Genomic DNA, 25,513 nt, shown 5'->3' with positions numbered 1-25,513 from the left:
CCCCGATGGGCGTTCGCCCCCGCGGGCCGAGACCGGTTCGGGCCGACAGGGCCCGCTCCGCCGACCGGCGCGGGCCCGACACGGAGGACCCGGAACACGGGGGGAGGGCCCGGCGGCGCGCCGCCGGGCCCTCCCCCGTTCTCACCGGCTCCGGTCACCACCGGAACCGGACCTCACCAGAGGTCGTCGCGTCTGGCCGGCGGGCTCTCACCACCGCCGCCACCGCCGCCGCCTTCCTCTCCGCCGCCGCCATCACCGGGGCCCGGTTCGGTCCCCGGGCCGGGGATCTCCGGCCACTCGGGCGTGGTGGGCTCCTCCGGCTCCACGGGCGTCTCGGGCGTGGTGGGCTCCTCCGGCTCGGCCGGCGTCTCCGGCTCCGCGGGCGCCTCCGGCTGCTGCGGCTGCTGGGGCTGCTCGGTGGACACGTCCGGAGCCCAGTTCTCGGTGGTGCCGCTGAAGGCCGGACTCGGGAACGAACCAGGCTCGTAACCCTCCATCGCGGTGCCCATGTACCGGTTCCACAGCGACGCCGGGAGCGTACCGCCCGACAGGGAGCCGTATCCCGGGATACTGAAGCTCTCGTTGTTGCCGCTGTAGATCCCCACCGCCGTGGACAGCTGCGGGGTGTAGCCGACGAACCAGGCCGCGACGCTGCCGTCGGTGGTACCGGTCTTGCCCGCGGTGGGGTGGTTGGCCAGCCGCGCCGCCGTACCGGTACCGCCGTTGACCACCTGCTGGAGGGCGTAGGTGACGTCGGCCGCGGTCGCCTCCTCCAGGGCCCTGTTGCTCTCCACCTCCGGGCGCACGTTCTCGCCCTCGGAGTCGATGATCTCCCGCACCACGTGCGTCTCGACGTGCACGCCGCCGTTGGCGAAGGTGGCGTACCCGCTGGCCTGGTCGACCGTGCGGGCACTGGAGGCGCCCAGCGGCATGACCGGAACCAGCTGGCTGTCGGGCACGCTCCCCTCGGGCCACCCCGCGGCGTAGACGGTGTCGCGCACGTTCTCGAAACCGACCTCCTGGGCCAGCTCGATGAAGCCGAGGTTGTTGGAGACCTGGGTGGCCTGCGTGAGCGTCATGACGCCGCCCGGCGAGTTGCCCGCGTTCTGGATGCGCGAGCCCGCGATGGTGCGCGGACCGCGCCCGTCCACCGTGGAGTTGAGGCTGTAGCCCTGCTCCAGTGCGGTGGCGAGCACGTAGGGCTTGAACGCCGAACCGGTCTGCGCGGCGCCGAGGAAGGAGCTGTCGTACTGGTTCTCCCAGTAGTCGTGCCCGCCGTAGAAGGCCAGGACCTCGCCCGTCGCCGGGTCAATGGTGGTCAGACCGACGTTGACGCCCTCGGGCCGGTCCTCGGGCGGGACCATCTCCTCCACAGCGGCGTAGGCGGCGTCCATCATGTCCTGGTCGAACGTGGTGACGATCCTGTAGCCCTGGCGGTTGATCTGGTCCTCGGTGTAGCCGAGCCGCTCCAGCTCGTTCATGGCCTCCTGGAGCATGTAGCCCTTGTAGCCGCTCAGGTCCGTGCCCTCGCTCGGCCGCTCGGGCTCGGGAGCCGGGAACTCCATCGCGTCGGCCTCGGCCTGGGTGATGGCCTCCGTGGTGACCATGCCGTTGACGACGTACTCCCAGCGCCGCTCCATCGAGGGAGTGGTCTCCACGTCGGCCTCACCGAAGGGGGTGGGCTGCTGGATGGCGGCGGCGAGGAACGCGGCCTCGGCGGGCTCCAGGTCCTGGACGTCCTTGTGGTAGTACGCCTGCGAGGCGGCCTGGACTCCGTAGGCGTTGCGACCGAAGTAGATGGTGTTGAGGTACTGCTCCATCACCCACTCCTTCGACTCGCTCCGATCGACCTTGAGGGCGATGATGATCTCCCGCACCTTGCGGGTGATGGACACGTCCCGGGAGATGCCCTCGTAGTAGTTGCGCACCATCTGCTGGGTGATGGTGGAACCGCCCTGGACCTGCTGGCCGGTGACGGTGGACCACACCGCGCGGGCGGTGCCGCTCACGGACACTCCGGGCTCGGTCCAGAAACCGCGGTCCTCCGCGGAGATGACCGCCTCGACGACGTGTTCGCCGCCCGAGGTCATCTCGTCGTAGGACAGGATCTCCCGGTGGGTGCCCCGGTAGGCGAACTCGCTCTCGCCGTCGGCGAAGTAGAAGGTGGAACCCTCCTCCAGGACGTCGGCCTTGGCCGCGTCCGGGACCTCCACGGTGCTGTAGAAGAAGGCGAAGACACCGCACCCGATGATGAAGAACACGCCGGTGACGATGAGGAAGACCCGCAGGATCCTCCACCAGAGGGGCTTCTTGGCCTTCTGACCGGCGCCGTTCTTCTTGCCCCGGGCCTTGGGGTCACCCGGGCCCTTGGGGCCGCCGGGCCCGGTACCGCCGGGGCCAGCCGGGCCCTTGGGGCCGCCAGGGCCGGTGGGACCGCTGGGGCCGCCGGAGTTGCTGGAACTGGTGGTGTCACCAAGGCCGGTGGGGCCGCCGTGCGCCCCGGAGTGGGCGGCGCCCGCTCCCGCGGCACCCGCCGCTCCGGCCGCCGCCGCGGCACCGGCCGCGGTGGCACCGGGGCGGGCGCCCCGGTCCTGCCCCTCGGAGGGCGACTCGGTCACGTAGGAGGAGAGGCGACGCGGCTCGGGCCACAGGGACGCCGTCTCGGCCGCGGAGGACTCGTCGATCCTCTGCTCTCCGTCACGGTCCGGAGCGACGGCGTCCGGAGCGGCGGGCACAGCGGACGCGGCGGCTCCGGCGGAACCGTCCTCGAAGTCCTGGACGTCGGTCACGGTACCGGCCACGGGGCTCTTGGGAACTCCCGTGTGCTCCTGCCCGCGGGGACTCCAGAGGTCTGTCCCGCCCCCCTTGGTGTCGGCGTTCCCGGAGGCGTCGTCGGACGTCTGCGCCGCCTCCGCGGAGGCGGCCGCGCGGACGGAGTCGAGCGAGATGGGCTCGGTCCGGTCGGACACCGGCGATGGGGGCTCGTCGGCGCCGGCCTTACCGTCCTGGTCGACGGACGTGTCGTCGGCCGCGGAGGGCGAGGCCGCCTGGGAGGACCGTCCGTCCCCCCGGACGCCGTCCTCACGCGCGTCGGACTCCTCCGCACCCGCGCGGTCGGCCGAGGCGGGGGAGCCGGCTGCGGGGGAGGCGTCGGAACCGTGCGCGTCGGCGGGGACGCCGGAGGTCTCCTCCGCTGCGTCGTCGCCGGTGTCGTCGGAACCGAAACCCTGTTCCGCGAGGCTCTGGGCGACCTTGTCACGCAGGAAGGTACCGCTGGTCTTGAAGGTGACCGGGTTGATGAACTCCGGTTCGGGCTGCTCTCCTACGCTTTCCTCTCCTCCAGGAGTGTCATGAGTGGGTTGGTTCCCCTCGCTGGTGGGTACTCCACCCTCGGGAGTGTGCTTGTTGGACAGCTCTTCGGCAGAGGTGTTCCTGTTGTCCGGCGTGTCCTTGGGACGCTGTCCACCCGCCCCGCTTTCGCCGTGTGTGCTCTCGCTCAGTTCCCCGCCCCCATGGCAAATCACGTCCGGCACCCTGCCGTCCTGGTGTTGGACGCGCAAGTGCCCGGGATCGTTCAGTTCGAGTCAGGACCGAAGCGGTAATTCGGGGAATAACGCCGCCATCGCTCAGCCCTCAAGGCCACGATACCCGCCCGTAACCATGTCAAGTCCGAGCAGGTAAGCGTACTGTCACTTCTTACCCAAGGCTTACCCCGGGCAGTTGTGTATCGGAAAGACTGTTAGTCCGCTCACTTCCCCCGGGTGCGTTCGAGCACCCGCAGGGAGCCCACCGCTCGCATCTCCTCGAACTCCCCCGAGTCGAGGGCCTTCCGGTAGATGTTGTAGGGCGGTCGGCCGCCGTCCTCGGGGTTGGGGAACACGTCGTGGATGACGAGGGCCCCGCCGGGGGCGACGTGCGGACTCCAACCAGCGTAGTCGTTCTGGGCGGCCTCCTCGCTGTGGCCGCCGTCGATGAAGACCATGCCGAGCGGGGTGCCCCAGACAGCCGCGACATCGGTGGACCGGCCCACGAGCGCGATCACCTCGTCGTCCAGGCCCGCTCGGGTGATCGTGCGCCGGAAGCACGGAAGAGTGTCGAACCTGCTCGTCGCCTCGTCCACCAGGGACGCGTCGTGGTACTCCCAACCCTCCTGGTGCTCCTCCGAGCCCCGGTGGTGGTCGATCGTGAGGACCTTGACCCCGGTGGCACGGGCGGCCGCGCCGAGGAAGATCGTGGACTTACCGCAGTAGGTGCCGATCTCCACGATCGGCCCGACCCGGGCGTAGTCGACGGCGGTCTCGAAGAGGGCGGTGCCCTCGTCCGTGGGCATGAAGCCCTTCGCGGCCTCCGCGGCGGCCAGAAGCGCTGAGGGGATCGTCTTCGTCATGCGGAAATTGTCCCACCGGCGAAAACAGGAACGGACAGTGGACAGCGCGGGCGAACTACCGCGTCTTCGAGGGGGCGGCTGGTTGTCCACAGCACGCAACAGGCCCTGGCACCGACACGCCCGCATCCGGTTGACTGGAAACAGGGGGGCCCACCCAGGCACCCACACCCCCGCACACCCACCCCAACGTTCACAAACGCACAAACCCCCACACAAAAAAAGGGGCGGACCCGCCCTAACAGGCACCCCACCCCCACAAAAAAAGAGAGGTGAGGCCGCCCCTAACAGGCAACCCCACCCCTCCTTCAAGAAAAACCGTGGCAGCGACCTACTCTCCCACCCCACCACAGGGCAGTACCATCAGCGCAAAGAGACTTAACGACCGGGTTCGGAAAGAGACCGGGTGTGACCCTCCAGCAATAACCACCACGGAAACCACACACCACCCACCCAACTCCACCCACCCCACAGGGCAGGGAATCACAGTGAGCAGTAAACTCCGTGAAAAGTGTGCGCGAACATCCAATTATCTGCAGCGGACAAGCCCTCGGCCTATTAGTACCGGTCAGCTCCACCCCTCACAAGGCTTCCACACCCGGCCTATCAACCCCATCGTCTATAGGGAGCCTTACCCCCTCAAGGAGGCAGGAGACCTCATCTCGAAGCAAGCTTCCCGCTTAGATGCTTTCAGCGGTTATCCCTCCCGAACGTAGCCAACCAGCCATGCCCTTGGCAGGACAACTGGCACACCAGAGGTTCGTCCGTCCCGGTCCTCTCGTACTAGGGACAGCCCTTCTCAAGTCTCCAACGCGCACAGCGGATAGGGACCGAACTGTCTCACGACGTTCTAAACCCAGCTCGCGTGCCGCTTTAATGGGCGAACAGCCCAACCCTTGGGACCAACTCCAGCCCCAGGATGCGACGAGCCGACATCGAGGTGCCAAACCATCCCGTCGATATGGACTCTTGGGGAAGATCAGCCTGTTATCCCCGGGGTACCTTTTAGCCGTTGAGCGACACCGCTTCCACACGCCGGTGCCGGATCACTAGTCCCAGCTTTCGCTCCTGCTCGACACGTCCGTCTCACAGTCAAGCTCCCTTGTGCACTTACACTCAACACCTGATTACCAACCAGGCTGAGGGAACCTTTGGGCGCCTCCGTTACTCTTTGGGAGGCAACCGCCCCAGTTAAACTACCCACCAGACACTGTCCCCGAACCGGATCACGGTCCAAAGTTAGATGCCCGAAACAGTCAGAGTGGTATTTCACCAACGCCTCCACCGCCACTAGCGTGACAGCTTCACCGGCTCCCACCTATCCTACACAAACCATCCCAAACACCAATGTCAAGCTATAGTGAAGGTCCCGGGGTCTTTCCGTCCTGCTGCGCGAAACGAGCATCTTTACTCGTAGTGCAATTTCACCGGGCCCATGGTTGAGACAGTGGGGAAGTCGTTACGCCATTCGTGCAGGTCGGAACTTACCCGACAAGGAATTTCGCTACCTTAGGATGGTTATAGTTACCACCGCCGTTTACTGGCGCTTAGATTCCCAGCTTCGCAAGGGCGAACCCCCACTAACCAGTCCTCTTAACGTTCCAGCACCGGGCAGGCGTCAGTCCGTATACAGCGTCTTACGACTTCGCACGGACCTGTGTTTTTAATAAACAGTCGCTTCCCCCCGCTATCTGCGACCCCACCCAGCTCAGGATGCAAGATCCGTCACCAGACAGGGCTCCCCTTCTCCCAAAGTTACGGGGACAATTTGCCGAGTTCCTTAACCATGGTTCACCCGAACGCCTCGGTATTCTCTACCTGACCACCTGCGTCGGTTTAGGGTACTGGCCACACACGAACTCGCTAGAGGCTTTTCTCGACAGCATGGGATCACTCACTTCACCAAAAACGGCTCGGCATCACGTCTCAGCTCACATGAGAGGCGGATTTGCCAACCTCTCAGCCTACACGCTTACCCCCGGATAACCACCGCCGGGTAGAGCTACCCTCCTGCGTCACCCCATCACTTACCTACTACAAGCTCGGTTCCCAGACCAGTAAGTCAAAGCTCCCCGAAGGGACCCAAGACCACCAGCGTGGTTAGCATCACCTGATTCAGTACTGGACGCTCGTGCACGGGTACGGGAATATCAACCCGTTATCCATCGACTACGCCTGTCGGCCTCGCCTTAGGTCCAGACTCACCCTGGGCGGATTAACCTGCCCCAGGAACCCTTAGTCAATCGGCGGCAACGTTTCTCACGTTGCTTTCGCTACTCATGCCTGCATTCTCACTCGCACGCCCTCCACCACACGATCACTCGGCAGCTTCACCGGACGCACGACGCTCCCCTACCAACCCAAGAAACTAGTCTTGAGCTTCACAGCTTCGGCGGTGTGCTTTAGCCCCGCTACATTATCGGCGCAGAACCACTTGACCAGTGAGCTATTACGCACTCTTTAAAGGATGGCTGCTTCTAAGCCAACCTCCTGGTTGTCTCAGCAACTCCACAACCTTTCCCACTTAGCACACGCTTAGGGGCCTTAGCTGATGATCTGGGCTGTTTCCCTCTCGACTACGAAGCTTATCCCCCGCAGTCTCACTGCCACGCTTCACTTAACCGGCATTCGGAGTTTGTCTGACGTCAGTAACCTTGTCGGGCCCATCAGCCAAACAGTAGCTCTACCTCCAGCAAGAAACACGCGACGCTGCACCTAAATGCATTTCGGGGAGAACCAGCTATCACGGAGTTTGATTGGCCTTTCACCCCTACCCACACCTCATCCCCCAGGTTTTCAACCCTGGTGGGTTCGGGCCTCCACGAGGTCTTACCCCCGCTTCACCCTGGACATGGGTAGATCACTCCGCTTCGGGTCCACAGCATGCGACTCAAATCGCCCTATTCAGACTCGGTTTCCCTACGGCTACCCCACCCGGGTTAACCTCGCCACACACCATGACTCGCAGGCTCATTCTTCAAAAGGCACGCCATCACCAAACACGAAGTTCAGCTCTGACGGCTTGACAGCACACGGTTTCAGGTACTATTTCACGACCCCTCACCGGGGCACTTTTCACCTTTCCCTCACGGTACTAGTGCACTATCGGTCACCAGGACGTATTTTGGCTTAGCAGGTGGTCCTGCCAGATTCACACGGACTTTCACGGGCTCCGCGCTACTCGGGAATACATCCAACACCTAGGTTCTTCCTACACCTACGGGACTCTCACCCACTCCGGTACCGCTTCCCAACGGCTTCAGCTACAAGAACCACTCAGCGCTCCAGGTCGGCAGACCCAGACAGACGCATCCCACAACCCCGCAAACGCAACGACTGCCGTCTATCACACGCCTACGGTTTAGCCTCTTCCCCGTTCGCTCACCACTACTAGGAGAATCACTGTTGTTTACTCTTCCTACGGGTACTGAGATGTTTCACTTCCCCGCGTCACCACCAACCACCCTATACATTCAGATGGCGGCAACCCGACACAACTCGGGCTAGGTTTCCCCATTCGGACACCCACGGATCACAGCTCGGTTGACAGCTCCCCGTGGCCTATCGCGGCCTCCCACGTCCTTCATCGGCGCCTGGTGCCAAGGCATCCACCGTGTGCCACTATCACTTGGCCACTACAGATAATAAGATGCTCGCGCACACTATTCACAAATCAAAACACCAACCGCATACCCCAACACCACTCACATCCCCAGCCACAACGGCAAGGAACCGAGAGTTCTCAGAGGCGGTCCGCGGGAACCAACACCCACTCCACAACGGAGCAGAGGTTGTTTCCTCAGACACCCAACAGCGCGCCCCCGGACGCTTCTAGTCGCCCGAGGTCAAGTTCAATTTGTCTTTGAGCCATCCTGGATACTGCACGCAGCACCAGGTCCACTTTCGAGTCCGGCCGGCTGTAGAAGTAATGCCGACCTGCAAAGACTCCTTAGAAAGGAGGTGATCCAGCCGCACCTTCCGGTACGGCTACCTTGTTACGACTTCGTCCCAATCGCCAGCCCCACCTTCACTCACTCCCTCCCACAAGGGGTTAGGCCGCAAGTTTCGGGTGTTGCCGACTTTCATGACGTGACGGGCGGTGTGTACAAGGCCCGGGAACGTATTCACCGCGGCGTTGCTGATCCGCGATTACTAGCGACTCCACCTTCATGGGGTCGAGTTGCAGACCCCAATCCGAACTGAGACCGGCTTTTAGGGATTCGCTCCACCTTACGGTATCGCACGCCCATTGTACCGGCCATTGTAGCATGTTTGCAGCCCAAGACATAAGGGGCATGATGACTTGACGTCATCCCCACCTTCCTCCGAGTTGACCCCGGCAGTCTCCCATGAGTCCCCACCATTACGTGCTGGCAACATGGAACAAGGGTTGCGCTCGTTGCGGGACTTAACCCAACATCTCACGACACGAGCTGACGACAGCCATGCACCACCTGTCACCCGCCAACTAAATGACCTCACATCTCTGCGAGTCCACGGGTGATGTCAAACCTTGGTAAGGTTCTTCGCGTTGCGTCGAATTAAGCAACATGCTCCGCCGCTTGTGCGGGCCCCCGTCAATTCCTTTGAGTTTTAGCCTTGCGGCCGTACTCCCCAGGCGGGGCGCTTAATGCGTTAGCTACGGCGCGGAAACCGTGGAAAGTCCCCACACCTAGCGCCCAACGTTTACGGCATGGACTACCAGGGTATCTAATCCTGTTCGCTCCCCATGCTTTCGCTCCTCAGCGTCAGGTAAGGCCCAGAGACCCGCCTTCGCCACCGGTGTTCCTCCTGATATCTGCGCATTTCACCGCTACACCAGGAATTCCAGTCTCCCCTACCTACCTCTAGCATGCCCGTATCCACTGCAGAACCGGAGTTAAGCCCCGGTCTTTCACAGCAGACGCGACACGCCGCCTACGAGCTCTTTACGCCCAATAATTCCGGACAACGCTCGGACCCTACGTATTACCGCGGCTGCTGGCACGTAGTTAGCCGGTCCTTATTCCCCACCTACCGTCAACCCGAAGAGAACTTCGAGCCTGCGTTGGTGGTAAAAGAGGTTTACAACCCGAAGGCCGTCATCCCCCACGCGGCGTCGCTGCGTCAGGCTTTCGCCCATTGCGCAATATTCCCCACTGCTGCCTCCCGCAGGAGTCTGGGCCGTGTCTCAGTCCCAGTGTGGCCGGTCGCCCTCTCAGGCCGGCTACCCGTAATCGCCTTGGTAGGCCGTTACCCCACCAACAAGCTGATAGGCCGCGAGCCCATCCCTGACCGAAAAACTTTCCACCCTCCACCATGAGGTGGCGGGTCGTATCCGGTATTAGACGGCGTTTCCACCGCTTATCCCGGAGTCAGGGGCAGGTTGCTCACGTGTTACTCACCCGTTCGCCGCTCGTGTACCCCGAAGGGCCTTACCGCTCGACTTGCATGTGTTAAGCACGCCGCCAGCGTTCGTCCTGAGCCAGGATCAAACTCTCCATAAAGGTCACTCAACCCGACCCGGCCGTGAGGCCTGGGCGGGTAAACCTAGAAGTAATCCTGACCAACCGGGTTACCCCGGCTAATCAAAGGAACCTCCGCACACGAACCGGAATGGTTCTGTGTGACGGGGCCAAAACAAACATGGCTTAAAGAAAATCAAACACGCGCTGTTGAGTTCTCAAGAAACAACCGCTCTTCGCGTACAAGCTGCTGTGAGCTTTTCCGCCGAAGGCGTTGTGCGTTTCCGCTTTGTTGTGTCTTTACTTTATCAGGTGTTCCGCGCCCCGCCAAATCGGCGGTTTTTGCGAAATTGCACCGGATCAAGAAGACCGGTTCCTCTTTCGAGGCAACTCCCCGAGCCTACACGCCCCGAGCACATGCTCGAACCATCGAAGCCCTGGAGAGGAGGTCAGAACAGCGGCCCGGTTCCGAGTCGACCCCGTGGGGTGTCTCGCCGTCCCGCAGCGACCCGATCGATTTTAGGCAACCTCAGCGGCGGCGTCAAATCCGCCTGAGCTCGGAGGGGACTCCAGCCCGGGGCCTGGTCGTTCGTCGGCTTGCTTGTCGTCTGTCACTGACCCTTCCCGTGGCCAGCGGGCCCAAACATGGGAGGTCGAGATTTTCCGTCCCCGGGGCGGGACCGCCCCGGGGACGGGGGCCGACGCGGCCCCCCGAACACGTCCGGGGGCCTCAGAGGATGTCCGCCAGCTCCCGGGCGAGCTTGCGGAAGGCGATCCCGCGGTGGCTGATCGCGTTCTTCTCCTCAGGGGACAGCTCCGCCGTGGTGCGGCTCTCCCCCTCGGGGACGAACACCGGGTCGTACCCGAAGCCGTTCTCCCCGCGGCGCTCGCGCACCAGACGGCCGCGCAGCACGCCCTCGGCGACGGCCTCGGTCCCGTCCGGCATCACCAGCACCGCCGCGCACACGAACGCGGCGCCCCTGCGCTCGGCCGGGGTGTCGGCCATCTGGTCCAGGACCAGGTCCAGGTTGGCCCGGTCCTGGTCGCCCGCGCCGAAGCGGCCGGCCCAGCGCGCGGACAGCACTCCGGGCATCCCGCGCAGTTCGTCCACGGCGATGCCGGAGTCGTCGGCGACGGCGGGCAGCCCGGTGTGCCCGGCGATGGCCCGCGCCTTGAGCAGCGCGTTGCCCAGGAAGGTCGCCTCGGTCTCGGGCACCTCCGGCGCGTCCGGGAAGGCGTCGAGGGAGAGCACCTCGGCCTCCACTCCGGCGTCGGCCAGGATGGCCCGCATCTCCGGGACCTTCTTCGCGTTGCGCGTGGCCAGGACGATCTTCACGGTTCCCCCTCCCCGGGGCGCACCGCCGGTACGGGCACCGGCCCGTGGGGTGGCGGTCACTCCGACAGTGCCTTCTTCTGGATCGCGGTCAGTTCCCCGCAGCCGGAGACCGCGAGGTCGAGCAGTTGGTTGAGCAGGTCCCGGTCGAAGGGGGCGCCCTCGGCGGTGCCCTGCACCTCGATGAACCTGCCGTCGCCGGTGATGACGACGTTCATGTCGGTGTCGGCGACCGAGTCCTCCAGGTAGTTCAGGTCCAGCCGGGGCTGGCCCTGGACCACGCCAACGCTGACCGCGGCCAGGGAGCCCGTCAGCGGGTTGTTCTTGAGCTTGCGGCGCTTGCGCAGCCACTTCATCGCGTCGGCGAGCGCCACGTAGGCGCCGGTGATCGCGGCGGTGCGGGTGCCGCCGTCGGCCTGGAGCACGTCGCAGTCCAGCGTGATGGTGTGCTCGCCCATCGCCTTGAAGTCCACGACGGCGCGCAGGGAGCGGCCGACCAGGCGGGAGATCTCGTGGGTGCGGCCGCCGATCTTGCCGCGGACCGACTCGCGGGAGCCCCGGGTGTCGGTGGAGCGGGGGAGCATCGCGTACTCGGCGGTGACCCACCCCTCTCCGGTGCCCCGGCGCCAGCGCGGGACGCCGTCCTCGACGCTGGCGGCGCACAGCACGCGGGTGTCCCCGAACTCGACGAGTACGGAGCCTTCCGCGTGGCGGAGCCAGTTGCGGGTGATGGTCACAGGGCGGAGTTGGGTCGGAACGCGTCCGTCAGGTCGGGCCATGGACAAGAGCGTATATCCGTGGAGTGCCCCGCGGTGCTGGAGTGCGCAACCGCGCGGCCGACCCCCGTCCCCAGTCAGCCGCCGACCGTGTGCACCTGGCCGCTGCGGGCCAGACCGATGGGCCCGGCGTAGGTGGAGCGCGCCTCGGTGAGGGTGACGTCGTCGTCGTTCCACGGCACCAGATGGGTCAGCAGCAGGCTGCGGGCGCGGGCCCGGCTGGCGTGTTCGCCCGCCTCGCTGCCCGTCAGATGCATGTCCTTGGGGTGGTCGAGGTGGTCCTGGAAGGCGGCCTCGCACAGGAACAGGTCGGTGTCGGCGGCCAGGTCCACCAGGGAGTCGCACACCCCGGTGTCACCGGAGTAGGCCATGGACGCGCCACCGTGCTCCAGGCGGATGCCGAAGGCCTCCACCGGGTGGTTGACGTGGTCGACACGGGCCTGGAAGGGGCCGATCCGGAACGGGCCGGGGGAGAGCTCGTGGAACTCGAACACCTCGGTCATGCCCGGGTCGGGCTCCAGACCGTAGGCCTCGGCCATCCGCCGGGCCACGCCCCCGGGCCCGTAGACCGGGATGCGGGGTTTGGCGCCGCCCGGGTGGTAGGCCCTGGCCACCCAGTACGAGCACAGGTCGAAGCAGTGGTCGGCGTGCAGGTGGCTCAGGTAGACGGCGTCGACGGAGTAGATGTCGACGTGCCGCTGGAGAGTTCCGAGCGCGCCGTTGCCCATGTCGAGCAGGAGGCGGTAGCCGTCCGCTTCGAGCATGTAGGAGGAAGCCGGGCTGTCCGGCCCGGGGAAGCTCCCCGAGGACCCGATAATCGTGAGTCGCACGTCGTCGTCGCCTTCTCGATGGGCCGCGCGGCGTCCGTGGCACTCCCGTCGAGAGTCTGTGCGGAGTGCGGATGGCGGCTGGTTCTGCGGATGTCCCGTTGTTACGGGTGTACCCCAATGCCCGCCCGGGTGGTACAAAATGTGGCCCGCGTCTCACGCGACCTCGATCACGTGTGAATTTTTCACACCGCTTGACGACGTATGTCTTGTTTGTTCGAGGCGTGTTTCCACGGTGTTCAGAACGGCGCGGAGGCCGGCACCCGAAGGTGCCGGCCTCCGCAGGGCCCGGACCGCCGCTCCCGTACGCGTCGCGACGGGCACCGGACGGGTCGTCCAGGCTCCGGAGCCTAGGCCCAGAGCTGGCCGTCGAGGCGTTCCTCTGCCTCCTCCAGCGTGCCCTCGTAGGCGCCGGTGGACAGGTACTTCCACCCGGCGTCGGCGATGACGAACGCGATGTCGGCGCTCTCCCCCGCCTTCTCGGCCTTGCGGGCCATGCCCAGCGCGGCGTGCAGGGCGCCGCCGGTGGAGACTCCCGCGAAGATGCCCTCCTTGTCCAGGAGTTCCCGGGTCCGCCTGAGGGCGGCTTCGGAGGGCACGGAGAAGCGGGTGGTGAGCACGGACTCGTCGTAGAGCTCGGGCACGAACCCCTCGTCGAGGTTGCGCAGCCCGTACACCAGCTCGCCGTACCGGGGCTCGGCCGCCACGATCTGCACGCCGGGCCGGTGTTCCCGCAGGTAGCGGCCCACGCCCATGAGGGTGCCGGTGGTGCCCAGCCCCGCCACGAAGTGGGTGATCCCCGGCAGGTCGGCGAGGATCTCGGGCCCGGTGGTCTCGTAGTGGGCCCGGGCGTTGGCCGGGTTGCCGTACTGGTAGAGCATCACCCAGTCGGGGTGGGCCGCGGCCATCTCCTTGGCGACGCGGACGGCCTCGTTGGAGCCGCCCGCGGCTTCGGAGAAGTGGACCTCGGCGCCCCACATGGCCAGCAGCTGCTTGCGCTCGGCGGAGGTGTTCTCCGGCATGACGCAGACCATGCGGTAGCCGCGCAGCTTGGCGACCATGGCCAGCGAGATGCCGGTGTTCCCCGACGTCGGCTCCAGGATGGTGCACCCCGGGGAGAGCAGCCCGTCCTTCTCGGCCTGTTCGATCATGAAGAACGCGGCGCGGTCCTTGATCGAGCCGGTGGGGTTGCGGTCCTCCAGTTTCGCCCAGAGCCGGACCTGCGGCGAGGGCGAGAGCCGGGGCAGGCCGACGAGCGGCGTGCCGCCGAGGGAGTCGAGCAGGGAGTCGTAGCGCATGTGCGGCCTAGCGGCTTCCGCCGGCCACAGCCGGCAGGATCGTCACGTTGTCGCCGTCGGAGAGCTCGGCCTCCAGACCGCCGACGAAGCGCACGTCCTCGTCGTTGAGGTAGACGTTGACGAAGCGGCGCAGCTTGCCGTCGGCCACCAGGCGCTCGGCGATGCCGGGGTAGCGGCTGTCCAGGTCGGCGAACAGCTTGCCGAGGGTGTCGCCGGACCCCTCGACGACCTTGGCGTCGTCGGTCAGGTTGCGCAGGATGGTCGGAATGCGGACCTCGATGGCCATGAGGGTTTCTCCGTTAGCGGTCGTTGGTGTGCGTTCATTGCCAACAGGGGGCGCGCGGTGCCCATTCCTGGGCGCCGCCCGGTGTGGTGTGGAACCTAAGGGGCGGTCGCGGCGCCGTCGCCGGGCCCGGTGACCTCCACCGGTTCCTCGGTGACCTGGCCGTCGACGATCCGGTAGGAGCGGAACTCGACGGTGTCGGGCTCGCGCGTGGACACGAGCACGTAGTGGGCGCCCGGCTCGGACGCGTAGGAGACGTCGGTGCGCGAGGGGTAGGCCTCGGTCGCGGTGTGGGAGTGGTAGATCACGACGGGTTCCTCGTCGCGGTCGTCCATCTCCCGCCAGACCTTGAGCTGTTCGAGGGAGTCGAACCGGTAGAAGGTCGGCGACCGTTCGGCGTTGACCATCTCGACGAGGCGTTCGGGGCTGTCGGAGCCCTCGGGTCCGGCCACGACGCCGCACGCCTCGTCCGGGTGGTCGCGGCGGGCGTGTGCGACGATCCTGTCGTAGATCGCGCGATCAATCCTCAGCATGCTCACCAGGGTACCTACATCCGGTTCCCTACCAACCAAATGGGTATTGTTGGCGAACGCCGAGGCCGCGGCGGCCCGGTGCTGGTGGGGGCGACCTCGTCCGTCCCACCCGGCACGGATTAGGCTCGTGCGCATGAGCGAGGACAGCAGCAGCGCGCTGCTCACCGACCACTACGAACTGACGATGCTCCAGGGGGCGCTGCACAGCGGCGCCGCCGCCCGTCACTCGGTGTTCGAGATGTTCGCCCGACGGCTGCCGGAGGGGCGCAGGTACGGGGTCGTGGCCGGAACGGGCCGCTTCCTGGAGCTGCTGGAGCGGTTCCGGTTCGGCACGGAGGAACTCGACTTCCTGTCCGACAACGGGGTCGTGGACGAGCGCACCGTGGAGTGGCTGGCCGACTACCGGTTCTCGGGCAACGTGTGGGGTTACGGCGAGGGCGAGGTGTACTTCCCCGGCTCGCCGATCCTGGTGGTGGAGGGCTCCTTCGCCGATGCCGTGCTCCTGGAGACGCTGGCGCTGTCGGTGTACAACCACGACAGCGCGATCGCCTCGGCCGCGACGCGGATGGCGGTGGCGGCGGGCGGTCGGCCGCTGATCGAGATGGGTTCGCGGCGCACGCACGAGCGGTCCGCGGTCGCCGCGGCCCGCGCCGCCTACGTCGCGGGGTTCGCCACCTCCTCCAACCTGGAGGCCGGGCGCTCCCACGGCGTGCCCACCGGCGGAACGGCCGCGCACGCGTTCACGCTGCTGCACGACAGCGAGCGGCACGCGTTCAAGGCGCAGCTGGAGTCCCTGGGCGAGGGGACGACCCTGCTGGTGGACACCTACGACGTGGAGCGCGCGGTGCGCACCGCCGTGGAGCTGGCCGGGCCCGGGCTGGGCGCGGTGCGGATCGACTCGGGCGACCTGGCCGCCCACGCCGGGCGCGTGCGGGCGCAGCTGGACTCCCTGGGCGCGACGGACACCCGCATCGTGGTGACCGGGGACCTGGACGAGCACTCCATCCAGGCCCTGGCGGTGGCGCCGGTGGACGGCTACGGGGTGGGCACCTCCCTGGTGACCGGTTCGGGCGCGCCGACGGTGTCCCTGGTGTACAAGCTGGTGGCGCGGGCGCGCGGCCTGGAGGAGGACGCACCGCTGGAGCCGGTGGCCAAGCGCTCGGTGGGCAAGCCGAGCCGGGGCGGGCGCAAGTGGGCGTCGCGGCGGCTGGACGACAAGGGGACGGCCGTGTCCGAGGACGTCTACCCCCACCCTCCGTCCCCGCAGGTGGGAACGCGCCCGCTGCTGCGGCCCCTGGTCGCCGACGGCACGGTGGTGGGCCACGAGAGCGTGCACGAGGCCCGGGAGCGGCACCGGGCGGCGGTGGCGGAGCTGCCCGAGGAAGCCCTGCGGATGTCGCGCGGCGAGGCCGCGCTGCCGACGGTGTTCCACTAGAGGATGTCGCGTGAGGGCCCGCGCACCGGCGGACGGCCGTCCGGGTGACCTCCGACACGGGGGTCGGCGCGGGTCGGACCGGCGGTGGTGCACGGACCAGGGCGGATCCGACGACAAGGAAAGGGGTGCCGCTGTGAGGGCGCTCATCGTGGTGGACGTGCAGAAGGACTTCTGTGAGGGAGGGAACCTGGGGGTGGCGGGCGGGGCCAGCACCGCGGCCGCCGTCACCGAGTACGCCCGTGCGAGCGACTACGACCACGTGGTGGCCACGCGCGACTTCCACATCGACCCGGGGAAGCACTTCTCGGAGGAGCCCGACTTCGTGGACAGCTGGCCGCGCCACTGCGAGGCGGGCACGCCCGGGGTGGAGTTCCACCCCGGCTTCGACGCCTCGCTGGCCGAGGAGGTCTTCGACAAGGGGCACTACACGGCCGCCTACAGCGGTTTCGAGGGCGTGACCGGGGAGGGCGGGGTCACGCTGGGTTCGTGGCTGCGCGAGCGCGGCGTGGACGAGGTGGACGTGGTGGGCATCGCCATGGACCACTGCGTGAAGGCGACCGCCCTGGACGCGGTGGCCGAGGGTCTGCGCACGCGGGTGCTGCTCGGTCTGACCGCCGGGGTGTCGCGCCCGACCGTGGACGCGGCGCTGGAGCGGCTGCGCGAGGCGGGCGTGGAGCTGGAGGGCGAGCCGCTGGTCGGCTGAGGCCCCGTCCGGGGCAGAGGGCAGGGGCGGCGGCGCGCGACGCCGCCCCCGCGTGTCAGACGACGCCGACGGCGGCGCGCACGCGCTCCAGGGTGGCGCGGGCGCGCTCGCGGGCGCGCTCGGACCCGGCAGCCAGGACGGCGTCGATCCGGGACGGGTCGGCCATCAGCTCCTCGTAGCGCTCCCGCTTGGGGCCCAGCTCGGCGTTGATCGCCTCGAACAGCTCGTTCTTGAGGTCGCCCCAGCCCATGCCGCCCGCCTCCAGGCGCTTGCGCACCTCGGAGACCTTCTGGGCGTCGGCGAAGTGCGTGAGCAGCTGGAAGGGCACCGAGCTGTCGGGGTCCTTGGGATCCTCGACCGGCGTGGAGTCGGTGGGGATGCGGCGCACGGCCTTCTTGAGCTTGTTCTCCGGCAGGAAGAGCGGGATGTGGTTGTCGTAGGACTTGCTCATCTTGCGGCCGTCGACGCCGGGCAGGATGCTCGCGTCGCTGTCGTCGATGACGCCCTTGGGGACGGGGAAGCTGTAGGCCCCGCCGAAGCGGTGGTTGAAGTACCCGGCGATGTCGGCGGTGTACTCGATGTGCTGGGACTGGTCGCGGCCCACGGGGACGTGGGTGCCCTCCATGACGAGGATGTCGGCGGCCATGAGGATGGGGTAGTTGTACAGCCCCATGTTGATCCCGGCGTCCAGGTCGGTGATCCCGGCCTCGTTGTTGCGGTCGCGGGCGGCCTTGTAGGCGTGCGCGCGGTTCATGAGGCCCTTGGGGGTCAGGGCGCTCAGGACGGTGGTGAGCTCGAAGGTCTCGGGCACCCGGGACTGCTGGTAGACGATCGTCCGCTCGGGGTCGAGCCCGCACGCGAGCCAGGTGGCAGCGCCTGACCGGATGCTGTGGCGGAGCTCGTCGGCGTCCTTGATGGTGTTGAGCGCGTGGTAGTCGGCGATGAAGTAGTAGGTGTCGTAGGCCGTGGCCGCGCTCAGGGCGGGCTTGATCGCGCCGATGTAGTTGCCCAGGTGGAAGTCGCCGGTGGGCTTGATCCCGGTCAGGTACGTGTTCGCTGCCATGGGGCCAAGCCTAGCGGCGGCCGGGCCCGCGCACGGCCCCGGCCACGCGCCCGGCGGGAGGCGGCCCGCGCCCGGGACCGCCGCCGCGTCAGGCGCGGAAGGCCGCCCAGTGCTCGACCATGCGCGCGGCCTGGCCCTCGGTGAAGTGGGTCATGCAGGCGTCGTCGCTGTAGTTCATGAAGTTGGTGACGGGGTCCTCGCCCTCCTGCTCGGGGCAGGTGTCGCGGCCCTCGGGGCAGCCGGAGGCGGCCTCGCGCTCGTAGGCGGTGTCGTCCACGTAGTCGCCTGGCGAGGAGCAGCCGTTCTGGAAGGTGTGGAAGAGCCCGAGCCAGTGGCCCACCTCGTGGGTACCGGTGTGGCCGAGGTTGAACCGGTCGCGGTCGCCGCCGGGCAGGGTGTCGTGGGAGATCACCACGCCGTCCTGTTCGGGCGCGTCCTCGTAGTCCTGGGGGAAGGAGGAGTAGCCGAGCAGGCCGGTGCCCAGGTTCGAGGTGTAGATGTTGAGGGTCTCCGCGTCACCCCGGCGCAGTTCGGCGTGGACGGTGTCGCGGTGTTCGGCGAAGCTGGTGAACCACTCGTCGTTGGTGGTGCGGGTGACCTCGCTGAGCTCGAAGCGGAAGCCGGTGTCGATGGGTGCGGCGGCGCCCGCGCCCCCCGCCCGGCGGGCCGCCTCGGCGGCCTGGGCCGGGTCCGCGGCGGTGTCGCCGCCGTAGGCGGCGTTGAGGACGTCGATCTGCCTTTGGACGCGTTCGTCGCTGACCTCGCCGCGGCCGTCCTCGGCGGAGATGACGTGCACCACGACCGGGACGGTGTGGGGCGGCTGGAGCTCCTGCCCCCGCAGGGGCACGAGTGCCTCCTGGAGCTGCTGTTCGTACAGGGCCGCCTGACGCGGCGTCACCTCGCTGCCGCCGGTGGGCCGACCGGCCGCGTCCGGGTCGGTGACCCTGGCGGCGCCTGGCAGGCAGGGCTCCAGCGGTTCGGACTCCCCCTGCGCCGACTGGGCGCGCGGGGAGTCGGTCGCTACGGTGCCGGGCGCCGTGACCGTGACCATTCCGGCCAGGGCGAACCCGCACATCAGAAGTCCGGTGCAGAGCGCGGCTGAGCCGCCGCGAGGGCTGTGTCCACTCATCTCACACAAGGTAATGAAGCGGACACGAAGGGCTTATGGGACATGCGCGAGCTTGCGAAGTGTTTGCCCGTTTCGGGTGGTCTACCGCCCGCCGACGGCCCAGACGCGGATCTTGGCGATCCGCTCGCGGATCTGCGCCGGGGTGGCCTGCGCGACGGGCGGCCCGCCGCAGGCGCGGCGCAGCTCGTTGTGGATCACCCCGTGCGGCTTGCCGGTGCGGTGGTGCCAGGCGCCCACGAGGCCGCTCAGCTCGCGGCGCAGGTCGGCCAGGACCTGGTGGGTGGGCCCGTCCTCCTCGGCGGGCTCCTCCACCTTGCGGGCCTTGACCTCGCTCGCCTTGAGGTCGGCCTTGCGCTTGCGCAGGAGCTGGGAGACCTGCTGCGGGTCGAGCAGACCGGGCAGGCCCAGGAAGTCCTCCTCCTCCGTGGAGCCCGGAGCGCCGCCGTACTCGGCCCCGTCGTAGAGGGCGCGGTCGAACTCCGCCGCCGACTCCATGGTCTCGAAGGGCAGTTCCTCCCCGGCGTCGGGGGTGTCCCGCTTCTTGTTGGCCTCCCGGAGCAGGTCCTCCTCCGGGTACTCGTCGCCCTCCCCCGGGGTCCGGTCGAGCACGTGGTCGCGCTCGCGCTCCATCTCGCCCGCGTACTCCAGCAGGGTGGGCACGGAGGGCAGGAAGACCGAGGCGACCTCGCCGCGCTGGCGCACGCGCACGAAACGGCCGATGGCCTGGGCGAAGAACAGCGCCGTGCTGGTGGAGGTGGCGTACACGCCCACCATCAGCCGGGGTACGTCCACTCCCTCGGAGACCATGCGCACCGCGACCATCCAGCGGTCGTCGCCCGCGGCGAACCGGGAGATCTTCTTGGAGGCCCCGGGGTCGTCGGACAGGATGACCGTGGCGCCCTTGCCGGTGATCTGGCGCAGGATGCGCGAGTAGGCGCGGGCGTTCTCGTGGTCGCTGGCGATGACCAGGGCCCCCGCGTCGGGGTGGGTCTTGCGGACCTCGGTCAGGCGGCGGTCGGCGGCCTGGAGCACCCGCTTGATCCAGTCGCCCTTGGGGTCCAGGGCGGCCCGCCACGCCTGGGAGAGCGCGTCCTGGGTGAGGGGTTCGCCCAGCCTGGCGGCGAGCTCGTCGCCCGCGCGGGTGCGCCAGCGCATCTCGCCGGAGTAGGCCATGAAGATGACGGGGCGCACGACCCCGTCGGACAGGGCGGGCCCGTACCCGTAGCTGTAGTCCCAGGAGCAGCGGCGGACCCCGGCGCCGTCCTGGACGTAGTCGACGAAGGGGATGGGGTTGATGTCGGACCGGAACGGGGTTCCGGTCAGGGAGAGGCGGCGCCCCGCCGGGTCGAAGGCCTCGCGGGCCGCGTCGCCCCAGGACAGGGCGTCCCCGGCGTGGTGCACCTCGTCGAAGATGACGAGGGTCTTGCGCGCCTCGGTCCGGTTGCGGTGCAGCATCGGGTGGGCGGCGACCTGGGCGTAGGTGACGGCCACGCCGACGTACTGGCGGCCCAGGGCGCCCTGCCCGTTGCGGAAGTCGGGGTCGATGGCGATGCCGAACCGGGCGGCCGCCTCGGCCCACTGCTTCTTGAGGTGGTCGGTGGGGCACACGATGGTGATGGCGCGCACCGTGTGCCGCTGGAGGAGTTCGCTGGCCAGGGTGAGGGCGAAGGTGGTCTTGCCCGCACCGGGGGTTGCCACGGCGAGGAAGTCCCGCGGTTCCCGGCGGAAGTACTCCTCGAACGCCTCCCGCTGCCATGCGCGGAGGCCTCTGAGCCGGTCCTCCGTCGTGGTCTGCGTCACCGTCATGCTGCGAACCGTCCCCCGTTAATCACCCCCACGAGGTTAGCGGGCACCGTGGACCGTTCCGGGAGGCAGGCCAGTGGCGCCGCGCACACGGCGTGTCCCGGCCGCCCGGAAGGCCGCCGGTTCCCGCCGGTCGCCCCGTCGTCCACACACGTCCCGGACTACCCGGACGCCCCGTCCGTCCCCGCTTCCCCGCCGCCCCCGGGCTCCGCGCCGCTCCCGGTCTGGGAGCCCTCCACGTCGACGGCGCCGTCGTTGAAGGGCATGTGCGGCGAGATCGCCGGGAAGGCGAAGAACCACAGCAGCAGGGCGGCGCCCACCACCAGTCCGAGCGCCAGGATGAGCTTGGAGACCCACGGACCGGGCAGGACACGCCAGATCAGACCGTACATTCGCGTTCCTTACTCGCTGGCCTGGGGAGCCATGTGCGCGATCGAGTCGGGCATCCCCTCGGACTTGGGCGTGGTCTCCACCAGCTCCGCCCAGACGATGAGGCGGTGCGTGTTGTTCAGCTTGGGCGCGCACGTGGTGAGGGTGAGCAGGGACCTGCCCGGCTCCTCGTCGGTGGCGTCGTCGAACGGGTCCGGCTCGATCACCCACACGTCGGTGGGCAGGACCGTCTCGTCGCGGAAGACCTCGTAGGTGTAGAAGTTCTCCCCGTCCTCCAGCACCATGACGTCGCCGTTCCGGAGCAGGTCCAGGTCCCAGAACAGGCCGGGGGTGCGGTGGGCGGCCACGGCGTAGTTGCCCTCGCCGCCGGGGGCGCTGGGGTACTCGGTGTAGTGGCCCGGGCTGTAGCGGATGTCGTCCTGCGTGGTGCCGTTGACCACCACCCAGTCCAGGTCGAGGCTCGGCACGTACAGGCGGCTGTCGGCGCTGCCCGGCAGGGGCTCGGAGTCCGGACCGGCCTGCGCGGCCGCCTGTTCGGCGGACCAGGCCTCCTCCAGCCCCTGGGCCAGGTCCTGCTGTTCGCGGTCGGTCTCCCACTGGGAGCCGTACACCTCGTATCCGGCGTAGAAGAGCATGAGCAGACCGGCGGTCAGCATGATCTCGCCGAAGAACCGGACGATGCCGCGCACGACGTCGCCGGGGGTGGCCCTGGGCTTGGGGCGGCGGCGCCGTCGGCCGCCGGAGGCCCGACGTCCACGCCCCTCCCCGCGTCCGGGCCGGGGGGAACCCTCGTGGAACTGCCGTTCAGTTGTGGACACCAATACGACCTACTCCTGTGGACGCTTCCGTGTGCACCCGTCCCCTATCTGAGGGGGACGACCAGCGGGACTCCGGTACGCGGGTGCGGTAGGACTTCGACCTCGTGCTGGTAGACGGAGCTGAGCAGCGACGCGGTGAACACGTCGGCGGGGGAGCCCTGAGCGGCGACCCGCCCTCGGGAGAGTATCGCCACACGATGGGCGTAGGCTGCCGCAAGCCCCAAATCGTGCAGGACCACGATAACCGCACCGCCGAGCTCCGCGAGTTGGGAAGCCAGATCCAGTACGAGTTCCTGGTGCCGGATGTCCAGGGCTGCGGTCGGCTCGTCCAGCAGGAGCAGCTGGGTGTCCTGGGCCAGGACGCGGGCGAGCATCACCCGCGCGCGTTCGCCCCCCGAGAGGGTGGGGAAGCGCCGTTCGGCCAGGTCGGACACGCCCGTGCTCTCCATCGCGGCGGCGGTGAGGACTTCGTCCTCGGCCGCGGCGGCCAGCCCCGCCCAGGGGGCACGGCCCATGGACACGATGTCGGCGACGGGGAACGGGAAGCTGACCGACGCCTCCTGGGGCAGGACCGCGCGGCGCAGCGCCAGTTCGGGGGGCGTCCAGTCGGTGAGCGGGCGGCCGTGGACGCGGACGGTCCCGGCATCGGCCTCCCCCCGGCCGGGCGCCCCGGTGACGTCCCCCGACAGGGCGGCGAGCAGTGTGGACTTGCCCGCCCCGTTGGGCCCGACCAGGGCCAGCAGCTCCCCGGCCCGCACGGTGAGGTCGACCCCGTCGAGCAGGGCGCGGCCGCCCCGGCGGACGGTGATGCCCTCGGCCCGGAGGATCTCCTCTCCGTGCGGGACGGGGACGGGGCGAGCGGGCGGCCCGTACAGCGGGGAGGCGGCGGCGACGACCCGCCGCCGCAGTCGGACGAGGGCGCTCACGACCAGCCTCCTTGCCGGGCACGGGTGCGGTACAGCAGGTAGAAGAAGAACGGCCCGCCCAGGGCCGCGGTGACCACGCCCAGGGGGATCTCGGCGGGGGCCGCGACGGTGCGGGCGAGCAGGTCGGCGGCGAGCAGGAGCAGGCCGCCGCCCAGGGCGCTGGCGGGCAGCAGGACCCGGTGCCCGGGCCCGGTGACCATGCGGATGATGTGCGGAACGACCAGGCCCACGAAGGAGACGATCCCGGCGAAGGCGACGGCGGCCGAGGTGAGCAGGGCCATGGCGCAGATCAGGACCAGGCGGGTGCGCTCCACGTCCACGCCCAGGTGGCGGGCGGGCCCCTCCCCGAGGGCGAGCAGGTCCAGGCGGCGCGCGTGGAAGGGGATGGCGGACAGGCCGAGCAGCAGGCACGGGGCGATGGCGACGACCTTGGCCCAGGTGGCGGTGGAGACGCTGCCGAGCTGCCAGAAGGTGATGGTCTGGATCTCGGCGTCCTGGGAGAAGTTGGTCATCAGGCCGATGGCCGCACCCGCGATCGCGTTGACGGCGATCCCGGTGAGCAGCAGGGTGACGACCTCGGTGCGTCCGCGCGAGCGCGCGAACACGTACACGAACAGGGTGGTGGCCAGGCCGAACACGAAGGAGGAGGCGATGATCGTCCAGTGGCCGAGGACGGTCAGGCCGGTGAAGATGACGGCGATCGCGCCGACGGCCGCACCGGAGGAGACGCCGATGACGCCGGGTTCGGCCAGGGGGTTGCCGAAGACGCCCTGCATCATGGCGCCCGCCGCGCCCAGGGCGGCGCCGACCATGACGGCCAGGACGACGCGGGGCAGGCGCACGTCCCACAGGACGGTGTGGCCGATCCGGTCGGGCAGGGTGCCCGCCTCCAGGCCGAGGGCGTGCAGGAGCGAGCCGGCGACCTGGCCGGGCGGGATGGGGTAGGCCCCGGCCCCGGCGGCGACGATCCCGACCACGACGAGGCCGCCGGCGAGCGAGGCGAACAGGAGCACGGCGCGCAGACGGCGCAGGGCGCGCCGGTTCCGCGGGGCGGCCGGTGCGGTCGTGGCGGCGGCTGCTCCGGAAGGGGCCTGCGGGGTGGCCCGGGTGAACGATGCGCCTGACGGTGCTGCGGGAGGAGCGGGTTCGGAGGCACTGGTTCCGCCCGGCCCGGGGGAGGGCGTGCCGTCGTCCGCGGGCCTGCCGGGAGCGGTCACCGTCCCACCTCCCCCGCGCTGACGGCGGCGAGTTCGTCGGCGAGGGCCGCGACGACCTGCGGGGTGCGGGGGCCGAAGTTGAGCAGGACGCCGTCCTCGAAGTCGACGACGGCGCGCGCGGCTCCGGCCGGGGTCTGGGCGACGCCGGGGATCTGGACGAGCCCCTCGATCCCGCCGACCGACTCCAGCCCCTTGGTCATCACCAGGAGCACGTCGGGCTGGGCGGCGATGAGGGCCTCGGTGGTGATGGGGGTGAAGGGTGTGGTCAGGCCCATCTCGACCCCGGCGTCGCGGGCGCCGAGCTCGGTCAGCATGGCGTCGGCGCCCGAGCCGGGTCCGCCCAGGAGGTAGACCCCGGCGGTGCCGCGCAGGTAGAGGAAGGCGACGAGGGGATCGCCGCTGACCGCGGTGGAGTCGGCGCGGACCTCGGCCATCTGCTCGCGCGTGCGTTCGGCCAGGGCCGTGCCGGCGGCCGGGACGCCGAGGGCCTCGGCCACGCGCTCGAAGCGCGGGTACATCTCGTCGATGGACCAGGCCTCCTCCACGATGACGACGGGGACGCCGGAGTTCTGGATCTGCTCGATGGCCTCGGGCGGTCCGGTCTGGGTGTCGGCGAGGACCACCGTGGGCTCCAGGGACAGCACGCTCTCGGCGGAGACCTCGTGCGCCTCGCTGACCGTGGGCAGGTGGGCGGCCTCCTCGAAGGTGGCGCCGACGTCGCGGCCGACGACGTTGTCGCCCAGGCCCAGGGTGAAGACGATCTCGGCGAGGCTGCCGGTGAGCGGGAGGACTCGGCTGGTGTCGGTGACCTCGACCCGCTCGTACTCCAGGGGGTCGGAGCTGGTGCGGTAGGGGTCCAGGACCACCGAGTCGACGGTCACGGGCAGTCGGGGCTCCGCGGGTTCCTCCAGGATCTGGAGGCGGTTCTCGGCGAGGTCGGGGATACCGGGCGCGTCGCCGGAGGCGGCGGGGTCCCCGTTTGCGGGGGCGACGCCGGTGCACCCGGCCAGGGCGAGCACGAGCGCGCAGGCGGCGGCGAGGGCGCGGGGAGCTGTGGGGCGGACGCGCGGGGCGGTGGGACGGGAGCGTTCGCGCGGGAGGGGTCGGGGGACGGTGTGGGGCATGGCGGTCGCTTTCGGGGTTCCGTGTGC

Annotated in this window: 18 protein-coding genes and 3 rRNA genes; 2 read left to right on the top strand and 19 right to left on the bottom strand. The window is 68.6% G+C overall.

The genetic code is table 11. The features are described 5' to 3' along the window. Positions 1–173: 173 nt before the first annotated feature. From AC0VX6_RS05520 to AC0VX6_RS05470, 11 genes are all read right to left on the bottom strand, one after another. On the bottom strand, positions 174–3,533 hold the full coding sequence (locus tag AC0VX6_RS05520; protein ID WP_475469264.1) for a transglycosylase domain-containing protein: 3,360 nt from the start codon (positions 3,531–3,533) through the stop codon (positions 174–176). Between the two features lie 215 nt (positions 3,534–3,748). Further along, the gene (locus AC0VX6_RS05515) at positions 3,749–4,387 is read right to left on the bottom strand and encodes a class I SAM-dependent methyltransferase (RefSeq protein WP_475467561.1); all 639 of its coding nucleotides are present in this window, start codon (positions 4,385–4,387) and stop codon (positions 3,749–3,751) included. 315 nt (positions 4,388–4,702) lie between these two features. After that, positions 4,703–4,818 (bottom strand): 5S ribosomal RNA (rrf, locus tag AC0VX6_RS05510). Positions 4,819–4,921: 103 nt separating this feature from the next. Further along, positions 4,922–8,019 (bottom strand): 23S ribosomal RNA (locus tag AC0VX6_RS05505). Between the two features lie 318 nt (positions 8,020–8,337). After that, positions 8,338–9,870: ribosomal RNA gene (locus AC0VX6_RS05500) — 16S ribosomal RNA — on the bottom strand. Together the 16S, 23S and 5S rRNA genes form the textbook arrangement of a ribosomal RNA operon. A gap of 688 nt (positions 9,871–10,558) precedes the next feature. Beyond that, the gene (rdgB, locus tag AC0VX6_RS05495) at positions 10,559–11,164 is read right to left on the bottom strand and encodes an RdgB/HAM1 family non-canonical purine NTP pyrophosphatase (protein WP_274976477.1); all 606 of its coding nucleotides are present in this window, start codon (positions 11,162–11,164) and stop codon (positions 10,559–10,561) included. A 56-nt stretch (positions 11,165–11,220) separates the two neighbouring features. After that, positions 11,221–11,940 carry a ribonuclease PH gene (gene rph, locus AC0VX6_RS05490; protein WP_274976476.1) on the bottom strand — a complete coding sequence of 240 codons (720 nt, stop codon included), beginning with the start codon at positions 11,938–11,940 and terminating at the stop codon, positions 11,221–11,223. A gap of 74 nt (positions 11,941–12,014) precedes the next feature. Then, positions 12,015–12,767, bottom strand: coding sequence for an MBL fold metallo-hydrolase (locus tag AC0VX6_RS05485; protein ID WP_274976475.1), 753 nt, complete (start codon positions 12,765–12,767; stop codon positions 12,015–12,017). 347 nt (positions 12,768–13,114) lie between these two features. Continuing rightward, positions 13,115–14,062, bottom strand: a complete 948-nt coding sequence (locus AC0VX6_RS05480; RefSeq protein ID WP_274976474.1) for a PLP-dependent cysteine synthase family protein — start codon at positions 14,060–14,062, stop codon at positions 13,115–13,117. Positions 14,063–14,069: 7 nt separating this feature from the next. Next, positions 14,070–14,348 carry a MoaD family protein gene (locus AC0VX6_RS05475; protein WP_274976473.1) on the bottom strand — a complete coding sequence of 93 codons (279 nt, stop codon included), beginning with the start codon at positions 14,346–14,348 and terminating at the stop codon, positions 14,070–14,072. A gap of 95 nt (positions 14,349–14,443) precedes the next feature. Then, positions 14,444–14,878, bottom strand: coding sequence for a M67 family metallopeptidase (locus tag AC0VX6_RS05470; RefSeq protein WP_017567443.1), 435 nt, complete (start codon positions 14,876–14,878; stop codon positions 14,444–14,446). A gap of 133 nt (positions 14,879–15,011) precedes the next feature. Here AC0VX6_RS05470 and AC0VX6_RS05465 point away from each other — a divergent pair, with 133 nt between their 5' ends. Next, complete coding sequence (locus AC0VX6_RS05465; RefSeq protein WP_274976472.1) at positions 15,012–16,313, top strand: nicotinate phosphoribosyltransferase; 1,302 nt, start codon at positions 15,012–15,014, stop codon at positions 16,311–16,313. Between the two features lie 133 nt (positions 16,314–16,446). Next, positions 16,447–17,016 carry a nicotinamidase gene (locus tag AC0VX6_RS05460; RefSeq protein WP_212641270.1) on the top strand — a complete coding sequence of 190 codons (570 nt, stop codon included), beginning with the start codon at positions 16,447–16,449 and terminating at the stop codon, positions 17,014–17,016. A 55-nt stretch (positions 17,017–17,071) separates the two neighbouring features. On the opposite strand, the gene AC0VX6_RS05455 is transcribed toward AC0VX6_RS05460, so the two are convergent. The 8 genes from AC0VX6_RS05455 to AC0VX6_RS05420 all read right to left on the bottom strand — a co-directional run bounded on the left by AC0VX6_RS05455 (position 17,072) and on the right by AC0VX6_RS05420 (position 25,486). Continuing rightward, on the bottom strand, positions 17,072–18,079 hold the full coding sequence (locus tag AC0VX6_RS05455; protein WP_274976471.1) for a tryptophan--tRNA ligase: 1,008 nt from the start codon (positions 18,077–18,079) through the stop codon (positions 17,072–17,074). Positions 18,080–18,167: 88 nt separating this feature from the next. Then, positions 18,168–19,154: a zinc metalloprotease gene (locus tag AC0VX6_RS05450; protein ID WP_274978058.1), complete on the bottom strand. Its 987-nt coding sequence runs from the start codon at positions 19,152–19,154 to the stop codon at positions 18,168–18,170. 135 nt (positions 19,155–19,289) lie between these two features. Next, entirely contained in the window at positions 19,290–21,014 is a 1,725-nt protein-coding gene (locus tag AC0VX6_RS05445; protein WP_475467557.1) for a DEAD/DEAH box helicase, read from the bottom strand. 158 nt (positions 21,015–21,172) lie between these two features. Next, on the bottom strand, positions 21,173–21,403 hold the full coding sequence (locus AC0VX6_RS05440; protein WP_274976469.1) for a hypothetical protein: 231 nt from the start codon (positions 21,401–21,403) through the stop codon (positions 21,173–21,175). Between the two features lie 9 nt (positions 21,404–21,412). Beyond that, positions 21,413–22,222 carry a class E sortase gene (locus AC0VX6_RS05435; RefSeq protein ID WP_274976468.1) on the bottom strand — a complete coding sequence of 270 codons (810 nt, stop codon included), beginning with the start codon at positions 22,220–22,222 and terminating at the stop codon, positions 21,413–21,415. A 41-nt stretch (positions 22,223–22,263) separates the two neighbouring features. Beyond that, positions 22,264–23,145: a heme ABC transporter ATP-binding protein gene (locus tag AC0VX6_RS05430; RefSeq protein WP_475467555.1), complete on the bottom strand. Its 882-nt coding sequence runs from the start codon at positions 23,143–23,145 to the stop codon at positions 22,264–22,266. Further along, entirely contained in the window at positions 23,142–24,362 is a 1,221-nt protein-coding gene (locus AC0VX6_RS05425; protein ID WP_475467553.1) for a FecCD family ABC transporter permease, read from the bottom strand. The genes AC0VX6_RS05430 and AC0VX6_RS05425 overlap by 4 nt, the downstream gene beginning before the upstream one ends. After that, entirely contained in the window at positions 24,359–25,486 is a 1,128-nt protein-coding gene (locus AC0VX6_RS05420) for a heme/hemin ABC transporter substrate-binding protein (RefSeq protein WP_475467551.1), read from the bottom strand. The genes AC0VX6_RS05425 and AC0VX6_RS05420 overlap by 4 nt, the downstream gene beginning before the upstream one ends. Between the last annotated feature and the right edge of the window lie 27 nt (positions 25,487–25,513).

The sequence above is a fragment of the Nocardiopsis sp. iso_25 genome (assembly GCF_056173305.1).
Note: the sequence above shows the minus strand (reverse complement) of the source record. Positions and strands in the feature narration are given on the sequence as shown.

Bases quoted from the DNA above. Each gene is read 5' to 3' on its own strand.
- AC0VX6_RS05465 (WP_274976472.1), top strand. From the start codon at position 15,012: ATGAGCGAGGACAGCAGCAGCGCGCTGCTCACCGACCACTACGAACTG.
- AC0VX6_RS05445 (WP_475467557.1), bottom strand. From the start codon at position 21,014: ATGACGGTGACGCAGACCACGACGGAGGACCGGCTCAGAGGCCTCCGC.
- AC0VX6_RS05440 (WP_274976469.1), bottom strand. From the start codon at position 21,403: ATGTACGGTCTGATCTGGCGTGTCCTGCCCGGTCCGTGGGTCTCCAAG.
- AC0VX6_RS05475 (WP_274976473.1), bottom strand. From the start codon at position 14,348: ATGGCCATCGAGGTCCGCATTCCGACCATCCTGCGCAACCTGACCGAC.
- AC0VX6_RS05470 (WP_017567443.1), bottom strand. From the start codon at position 14,878: ATGCTGAGGATTGATCGCGCGATCTACGACAGGATCGTCGCACACGCC.
- AC0VX6_RS05480 (WP_274976474.1), bottom strand. From the start codon at position 14,062: ATGCGCTACGACTCCCTGCTCGACTCCCTCGGCGGCACGCCGCTCGTC.
- AC0VX6_RS05455 (WP_274976471.1), bottom strand. From the start codon at position 18,079: ATGGCAGCGAACACGTACCTGACCGGGATCAAGCCCACCGGCGACTTC.
- AC0VX6_RS05515 (WP_475467561.1), bottom strand. From the start codon at position 4,387: ATGACGAAGACGATCCCCTCAGCGCTTCTGGCCGCCGCGGAGGCCGCG.
- AC0VX6_RS05450 (WP_274978058.1), bottom strand. From the start codon at position 19,154: ATGTGCGGGTTCGCCCTGGCCGGAATGGTCACGGTCACGGCGCCCGGC.
- AC0VX6_RS05420 (WP_475467551.1), bottom strand. From the start codon at position 25,486: ATGCCCCACACCGTCCCCCGACCCCTCCCGCGCGAACGCTCCCGTCCC.
- rph (WP_274976476.1), bottom strand. From the start codon at position 11,940: ATGGCCCGACCTGACGGACGCGTTCCGACCCAACTCCGCCCTGTGACC.